Source organism: Mesorhizobium sp. M1A.F.Ca.ET.072.01.1.1 (genome assembly GCF_004023325.1).
GTDB lineage: Bacteria > Pseudomonadota > Alphaproteobacteria > Rhizobiales > Rhizobiaceae > Mesorhizobium.
On sequence record NZ_RZSF01000308.1, the window covers coordinates 1 to 8048 of the forward strand.

Genomic DNA, 8048 nt, shown 5'->3' on the forward strand with positions numbered 1-8048 from the left:
GCCTGGACCACCGGCAGCGGCTCGCTCAGCTCGTCGAGACTGACACGTCCGGCGTCGATGAAACGCAGGCCGGAGCCTATCGCCAGTTCGGCGACCAGCCGCGAAGCGAGGATGTCGCCGGGTCCGGCATGGGTGGCGAGCTGCATGGTCACCCGCGCCGTGAGGCCGACCGGCTGGCCGCGCATTTCGATCTCGCCGACATGCACGCCTTGCCCACTTGCCACGCCAATCTGCTGCGCCGCATCGCGCAGCGCCGCCGCGCAGCGTATGGCGCGCGCCGGCCCGTCGAAACGAGAGATCATCAATTCGCCATGCGTGCCGGCAATCCGCCCACCATGGCGGCCCACCAGCAGCCGCCATGCTTCCTGGAAGCGCTGGCTGCGCTCGCTCCACATGCGGTCGCCGAGCTTGGCGGTGTCGAAGATGCGCGTCACCAGCAGCGCGGCAAGCACCCGCTCGGTGTCGGCCACCGCCGGCTGGCCGGTCAGGCACTCCTCGATCAGGTCGGCCACCCGGTCGACGTCCCCGGTCCAGATCGGATGGTCGCGGCCGGGTATCTCAACAAGCCGGGCGCCGCGAATCTTCTTGGCAAGGAAGCGGCTGGCCTCCGGATCGACGCGCGCGTCATTGCGGCGATGGATCAGCAGCGTCGGCGCGCTGATCGCGGACAGAATGCCGCGCACGTCGATGTCTGCATTCATGCGGGCAAGGGCTGCCGCGGCCGTCGGGCCGGCCGACAGCCGTTCGAACCGTGCCCACCACCGGGCAAAATGCGTGTCATCCACGCGGCCTGGCGCGAAATTGGGCAAGGTCGCGCCGGTGCCCCAGCAAGTCTCGGCAACCTCGATGAAGGCTTCCAGGCGCTCCGGCGGCATTACCCATTTGTGGAAATGCGCATAACCGCCATAGAGCACGAGTGCCCGCGTCCGCTCCGGATAGGTCGCGGCAAACAGCATCGCCATCGGTGCGCCTTCCGAAGCGCCGAGGATCGCCGCGCGGCCGCTGCCGGTGGCGTCCATCACCGCGCGCACGTCATCCATGCGGGTTTCCAGGCCGGGCAGATGATGGTTGTCCACTCGGTCCGAAAGCCCGGTGCCGCGTTTGTCGAACAGAATCAGCCGTGAGAAAGTCGAAAGCCGCTTCAGCAGGCGGCTGTAGCCCTCATCTTCCCATTGTAGGTCGAGATTGGAGATGAAGCCGGGGACGAAGACCAGATCGAACGAGCCTTGGCCGACCACCTGATAGGCGATCCGCACATCCCCGCTACGGGCATATCTGGTCTCGATCGGCCTCACGCAACTACCCCGCCCGGCCAGACGATCTCCTGTCGTCAACCATAGCAGAGGCAGCCGGCTTGCGGCAGCGAAACTTTAGAGAGCGGAAATATAAGACCTTTGCGCCGATGCGGCCCCGAGGCCCTACTTGTGCGGAATGGCGCCCTCAGCCTCCGCAGGCTTGCTGTAACCGAGGCTCTTGTCGGCTTGCTCCGCCGTCAGCGGACGCTTGATCTTGGCGGAGGCGGCGATCACCAACTCGTCGAAATCTTCCGGGTCGCCGTCCAGCAGCTCGAAGAACTGCCGCCGCATCCTGGGCTCCCAGAATTTGTTGATGTGCTCGGCAACGCCGGCGATGCCTTCCTCGCGCGGCTTCGAATGGAAGAAGGTGGCGATCTGATTGGCCATGCGCACCAGCTTTTCCTTGGTGCTGGCGATGTGGTCTTCGTCATGCGACATGCTTGGCAACTCCGCAAGCCACCCGGTCGGGGTGGGTGAAAATATCGAAATCGTCGCCGCGCACCAGCGCCACCAGCGTCATCCCGGCGGACTCGGCGGTGCGGATGGCAAGCGCGGTCGGCGCCGAAACCGCCATGATGATCGGGGCACCGATGGCGGCGGTTTTCTGCACCATCTCCACCGACACGCGCGAGGTGACCACGACGGCGCCGCTAGCGCCGTCGATGCCGGCTTTGGCCAGCGCGCCGGCGAGCTTGTCCAACGCATTGTGGCGGCCGACATCCTCGCGCGCCATCACGATACCTTTGCCGGGAACGTAGAAGCCGGCAGCATGCACCGCCCCGGTCTCGATGTGCAGCGGCTGCTGCTTCGACAGCAGCTTGACCGAACGCGTGACGTCTTCGGCGTCGAGCGTAAGCTTCGACGAACCGACCGCGTCGACCGACCGCATCGCTTCCTCGATGGATTCGATGCCGCACAGGCCGCAGCCGACCGGCCCGGCAAGCCGGCGCCGTCGCGCCTGGAAGCGCGTGTTGGCCCGGTCCTTCAGCTTGATCTGGATGTCGATGCCGGCGCCGAGATCCTCGACTTCGATCGCCTCGATCTCTGCCGGGTCGGCAACTATGCCTTCGGTGAGCGAGAAGCCGAGCGCGAAATCCTCGAAATCGGCCGGGCTCGCCATCATCACCGCATGGGTGGTGCCGGCATAGGAGAACGCGACCGGCGTCTCCTCCGGCACCATGCGGTTCGCAGCCGCCGTGCCGCCGGCACGACGCGCCAGCCGCGAGATTTGCGTCGTGGCTTTGGGGCGCGCGGCCAAGACTACTCCGCCGCTTCCAGCGGGGCGATGCGGCGGCTCTGCTTGGCCTGCTCGTTATAGTCCCTCTGCCACTCGGTCGGGCCGTTGGATGGCGCCACCTGCACGGCGGTGACCTTGTATTCCGGACAATTGGTCGCCCAGTCCGAGAAGTCGGTCGTGATCACATTGGCTTGCGTGTCCGGGTGGTGGAAGGTCGTGTAGACGACGCCGGGCGACACGCGGTCGGTGATCAGCGCGCGCAGGGTGGTCTCGCCCGAACGGCTCGCCAGCCGCACCCAGTCGCCCTCGCGGATGCCGCGGTTCTCGGCGTCGTGCGGATGGATCTCCAGCTGATCTTCGGCATGCCAGGCGACGTTTTCGGTACGCCTGGTCTGCGCACCGACATTGTACTGCGACAGGATACGCCCGGTGGTGAGCAGCAGCGGGTAGCGCGGGCCGGTCCGTTCGTCCGTCGCGACATATTCGGTGCGGATAAACTTGCCCTGGCCGCGCACGAAGCCGTCGACATGCATGATCGGCGTGCCGAGCGGTGCCTTCTCGTTGCAGGGCCACTGCACCGATCCGACACGGTCGAGCAGCTCGAAGGAGACGCCGGCGAAGCTCGGCGTAGTCTTGGCGATCTCGTCCATGATCTCAGACGGGTGCGTGTAGTTCCAGTCGAGCCCAATGGCGCGGGCGAGCTCCTGCGTCGCCTCCCAGTCGGCGTAGCGGGCCTTCGGCTCCAGCACCTTGCGCACCATGTTGATGCGGCGCTCGGCATTGGTGAAGGTGCCGTCCTTCTCCAGGAAGGTCGAGCCCGGCAGGAAGACATGGGCGTAGTTCGCCGTCTCGTTGAGGAAGAGGTCGTGCACGACGACGCACTCCATCGCGGCCAGCCCTGCGGCGACATGTTTGGTGTCGGGGTCGGACTGCAAGATGTCCTCGCCCTGGATGTAGATGCCCTTGAATGAGCCGTCGACGGCGGCATCCAGCATGTTGGGGATGCGCAGGCCGGGCTCCTCGTCCAGCTTCACGCCCCACAGGCTCTCATAGATGTCGCGCACGGCTTCGCCGGAGATATGGCGATAGCCCGGCAGCTCATGCGGGAAGGAACCCATGTCGCAGGAGCCCTGGACATTGTTCTGGCCGCGCAGCGGGTTCACGCCGACGCCCGGACGGCCGATATTGCCGGTGGCCATGGCGAGGTTGGCGATCGCCATCACCGTAGTCGAGCCTTGGCTGTGCTCGGTGACGCCGAGGCCGTAATAGATCGCGCCGTTGCCGCCCTTGGCGTAAAGGCGCGCGGCACCCCGGATCGCTTCAGGATCGACGCCGGACAGCTTGCCGACCGTCTCGGGGCTGTTTTCCGGCAGGGCGACGAAGGACGCCCAGTCCTGGAACTCGGCCCAGTCGCAGCGCTCGCGGATAAAGGCTTCGTCGAACAGGCCCTCGGTGACGATGACATGGGCAAGCGCCGTCAGCACCGCGACGTTGGTGCCGGGCTTCAGCGGCAGGTGGTAGTCGGCCTCGACATGCGCCGACTTCACCATCTCGGTGCGGCGCGGGTCGAGCACGATCAGCTTGGCGCCCTCGCGCAGTCGCTTCTTCAGCCGCGAGGCGAACACCGGATGCGCCGTAGCGGGATTGGCACCGATGATGACGGCAACGTCGGTGTATTCGACCGAGTCAAAGTCCTGCGTGCCGGCCGAGGTGCCGTAGGTCTGGCCGAGGCCGTAGCCGGTCGGCGAATGGCAGACGCGCGCGCAGGTGTCGACATTGTTGTTGCGGAAGCCCTGCCGCACCAGCTTCTGGACGAGATAGGTCTCCTCGTTCGTGCAGCGCGAGGAGGTGATGCCGCCGATCGAGCCGCGTCCGTACTGGTACTGGATGCGGCGGAATTCCTTCGCGGTATGCGCGATCGCCTCTTCCCAGCTCACCTCGCGCCACGGATCGGTGATCTTCTCCCGGATCATCGGCGACAGGATCCGATCCTTGTGGGTGGCATAGCCATAGGCAAAACGGCCTTTGACGCAGGAATGGCCGTGGTTCGCCTTGCCGTCCTTGTAGGGCATCATGCGGATGACTTCGTCACCCTTCACTTCCGCCTTGAACGAGCAGCCGACGCCGCAATAGGCGCAGGTCGTGACGGCCGAGCGCTCCGGCATGCCCTTCTCGAGCACGGTCTTCTCGCGCAATGCGTCGGTCGGGCAGGCCTGCACGCAGGCGCCGCAGGACACGCATTCGGAAGCGATGAAATCCTCATGCATGCCGGCGACCATGCGGGACTCGAAGCCGCGGCCCTCGATGGTCAGCGCGAAGGTGCCCTGCACCTCTTCGCAGGCGCGCACGCAGCGTGAGCAGACGATGCACTGCGCCGGATCATAAGTGAAGTAGGGGTTGGACTCATCGCGGGCGATGTAGTCGACCGCCAGCGAGCCATGGCCGGGCGCCACGCCGCCTTCTTCCTTGACGTGGTTGCGGCCTTCGACGCCGTAGCGGTTCTCGGTCAGACCGACCGACTCCGCAACCGCGTCGAACTCGCTGGCGCCGGTTCCGGCCTTCTCGTTCCAGCCGGTCGGATGGTCGGAGACGTAGAGTTCCATGACGCCACGGCGGATGGCATCGAGCCGCTCGGACTGCGTGCGCACCACCATGCCCTCGCCGACCGGCGTCGTGCAGGATGCCGGCGTGCCGCCGCGGCCTTCGATCTCGACGAGGCAGACCCGGCACGAGCCGAAAGAGTCCAGCATGTCGGTGGCGCAGAGCTTCGGGATCTCGACCCCGCCTTCCATCGCCGCGCGCATGATCGAGGTGCCTTCCGGCACGGTGATGCTTTGCCCGTCGACGATCAGCGTCACCTGCTTCGCAGCTCTCGACTCCGGCGTTCCGTAGTCGATCTCTTCGATTAGTGTCGGGAAGTCGGCTTTGATGTTCATCTGCCAGCTCCTATTCGGCAGCCACGCGCGTCGGCGCCGGCTTAAAATCCTCGGGGAAATGCGTGATCGAGCTCATCACCGGGTAGGGCGTGAAGCCGCCCAGGGCGCAGAGCGATCCGAACTTCATCGTGTTGCAGAGGTCGGTGACCAGAGCGAGGTTCTTCTCCGCCTCGATGCCCGCGGCGACCTTGTCCAGAACCTCCATGCCGCGCGTCGAGCCGATGCGGCAGGGCGTGCACTTGCCGCAGCTTTCGATGGCGCAGAACTCCATGGCAAAGCGCGCCTGCTTCATCATGTCGGCGCTGTCGTCGAACACGGTTATGCCGGCATGGCCGATCAGCCCGTCCTTGGCAGCAAAAGCCTCGTAGTCGAACGGCGTGTCGAAAAGCGAGCGCGGGAAATAGGCGCCGAGTGGGCCGCCGACCTGCACCGCCTTCACCGGCCGCCCCGAGGCCGTGCCGCCGCCGATCTCGTCGACGATTTCGCCCAGCGTCAGGCCGAAGGCCGTCTCGAACAGGCCGCCATGCTTGACGTTGCCGGCGATCTGGATCGGGATCGTGCCGCGCGAGCGGCCCATGCCGAAATCCTTGTAGTAGGCGGCGCCCTTGTCCATGATGATCGGCACGGAGGCCAGGCTGATCACGTTGTTGATCACCGTCGGCTTGCCGAACAACCCTTGGATCGCCGGCAGCGGCGGCTTGGCGCGAACCACGCCGCGCTTGCCTTCCAAGCTGTTGAGCAACGAGGTTTCCTCGCCGCAGACATAGGCGCCGGCGCCGACGCGGATTTCCATGTCGAAGGCGTTGGGCGAGCCCAGCACATTGACGCCGAGCACGCCCGCCTTGCGGGCGATCGCGACCGCCTTGTTCATCGTTGCCACCGCATGCGGATATTCCGAGCGGATATAGACGAAGCCCTTGGTCGCGCCGGTGGCGATGCCGGCGATCGCCATGCCTTCGATCAGCACGAAGGGATCGCCCTCCATGATCATGCGGTCGGCGAAGGTAGCGCTGTCGCCCTCGTCGGCGTTGCAGACGATATACTTGCGTTCGGAATTCGTATCGAGAACCGTCTTCCACTTGATGCCGGTCGGGAAGCCTGCGCCGCCGCGGCCGCGCAGGCCGGACTCGGTCACCTGGTTCACGATCTCGGCCGGCGCCATGGCGACCGCGTTCTGCAGGCCTCTCAGACCGCCATGCGACTTATAGCTGTCGAGCGACAGCGGGTCGATGACGCCACAGCGCGCGAAGGTCAGCCGCGTCTGCTTGGCGAGGAAGGGGATCTTGTCTGGAGCGCCCAGCCAGCGCTTGTGATGGCCACCCTTGAGGAAACCGCTGTCGAACAGGCTTTTCACGTCAGACGGCTTGACCGGCCCGTAGGCGACGCGGCCCTCGGCGGTCGCAACCTCGACCATCGGCTCCAGGAAATAGGCGCCGCGCGAGCCGTTGCGCACGATCTTGGCCTCGCCCCCGCGCTCCTTGAGCTCCTTCTCGATCGCCCTGGCGACCTTTTCGGCGCCGAGCGCCAGAGCACCGGAATCGGCAGGGATGTAGATGCGCGGGATCATGAACGCACCTCCGCGACGATCTCTTCGATCTTCTCGTCGTCGAGCCGGCCGATCACTTCGCCGTCGAGCATCGCCGACGGCGAGCAGGCGCAAAGCCCGAGGCAATAGACCGGCTCCAGTGTAACCGATCCGTCGCGTGCGGTCTCGTGAAAATCGATGCCGAGCAGTTGCTTGACCTTGGTGGCGACGGCTTCCGAACCCATCGACTGGCAGGCTTCCGCCTGGCAGAGCTTCAGCACATGCCGGCCGGCCGGCTTGGCGCGGAAATCGTGATAGAAGGTGACGACGCCATGCACCTCCGCTCTCGAGAGGTTCAGCCCGTCGGCGATGACCGGAAGCGCCGCCTGCGGCACATGTCCGAATTCTTCCTGGATGTCGTGGAGAATCGGCAGCAACGGACCTTCGAGGTCCTTCAATTCCTCGATGATCGCCGCTATGCGCGACGCGATCTCGGTACTTGCAGGCTGCATCGGCATGCAGCGCCCTCCCTGGCCGTGGCGCCAACACATATGTCACCCCAAAATATAGAGCGGTTTTGGGGCAACGACATGCACAGGGCGCAATATCGCTAAGTCCTTATGAAATCAGAGGAAACCTCCGAGATCAATAAAGCAGTCTCGTCGCTTGATAGAAATTTTCTATCAGAAACGCTGAGCCCGCATTGTCTAGCCTAGCGGTGGGAACGGAAATCGTCTGCCAGCGCCATTGCCTCGTCCAGCAGCGCCTGCACCAGCGGCGTGTGCGGCTCGCGCGGCGCCGCCACCAGCCCGACCGTGTGGCTGGCATCCGGATCGACGATCGGAATGGCCCGGATCGGTTCGGAAAAGCCGAATGTTTCCGCAAGGTTGAGCGGCATGATCGATGACCACTTGCCGGTCCGGATATGCGAGAACAGCACGATCATCGAGTTGGATTCCAGCGTCGGCCGCACCTGCACGCCGGCTTCCGCCAGATGCTGGTCGATGATGCGGCGGTTCTGCATGTCCGGCGTCAGCAGGCAGAGCGGCAGCTGG

At 65.3% G+C, this 8048-nt stretch carries 7 protein-coding genes; all 7 read right to left on the bottom strand.

All coding sequences use genetic code 11. The features are described 5' to 3' along the window. Positions 1-1295 (bottom strand): alpha/beta fold hydrolase (locus EOA32_RS29570; protein ID WP_128373606.1); only part of this gene is annotated, 1295 nt, incomplete at its 3' end. Between the two features lie 123 nt (positions 1296-1418). Then, positions 1419-1733: a formate dehydrogenase subunit delta gene (locus EOA32_RS29575; RefSeq protein WP_067003609.1), complete on the bottom strand. Its 315-nt coding sequence runs from the start codon at positions 1731-1733 to the stop codon at positions 1419-1421. Then, positions 1723-2553 (bottom strand): formate dehydrogenase accessory sulfurtransferase FdhD, encoded by an 831-nt coding sequence (fdhD, locus tag EOA32_RS29580; protein ID WP_128373607.1) that lies wholly within the window; start codon positions 2551-2553, stop codon positions 1723-1725. The genes EOA32_RS29575 and fdhD overlap by 11 nt, the downstream gene beginning before the upstream one ends. 2 nt (positions 2554-2555) lie before the next feature. Next, a complete protein-coding gene (gene fdhF / locus EOA32_RS29585) occupies positions 2556-5468 on the bottom strand; it encodes a formate dehydrogenase subunit alpha (RefSeq protein ID WP_128373608.1) in 2913 nt (970 codons plus the stop codon). A 10-nt stretch (positions 5469-5478) separates the two neighbouring features. After that, positions 5479-7035: an NADH-quinone oxidoreductase subunit NuoF gene (locus EOA32_RS29590; protein WP_128373609.1), complete on the bottom strand. Its 1557-nt coding sequence runs from the start codon at positions 7033-7035 to the stop codon at positions 5479-5481. Further along, positions 7032-7511 carry a formate dehydrogenase subunit gamma gene (locus EOA32_RS29595; RefSeq protein ID WP_128373610.1) on the bottom strand — a complete coding sequence of 160 codons (480 nt, stop codon included), beginning with the start codon at positions 7509-7511 and terminating at the stop codon, positions 7032-7034. Before EOA32_RS29595 ends, EOA32_RS29590 begins: the two co-directional genes overlap by 4 nt. Positions 7512-7705: 194 nt before the next feature. Further along, on the bottom strand, positions 7706-8048 hold a 343-nt coding region (locus EOA32_RS29600; RefSeq protein WP_145971381.1), incomplete at its 5' end, for a LysR family transcriptional regulator substrate-binding protein.

Coding starts and splice junctions, on each gene's coding strand:
- EOA32_RS29575 (WP_067003609.1), bottom strand. CDS start 1,733: ATGTCGCATGACGAAGACCACATCGCCAGCACCAAGGAAAAGCTGGTG.
- fdhF (WP_128373608.1), bottom strand. CDS start 5,468: ATGAACATCAAAGCCGACTTCCCGACACTAATCGAAGAGATCGACTAC.
- EOA32_RS29590 (WP_128373609.1), bottom strand. CDS start 7,035: ATGATCCCGCGCATCTACATCCCTGCCGATTCCGGTGCTCTGGCGCTC.
- EOA32_RS29595 (WP_128373610.1), bottom strand. CDS start 7,511: ATGCCGATGCAGCCTGCAAGTACCGAGATCGCGTCGCGCATAGCGGCG.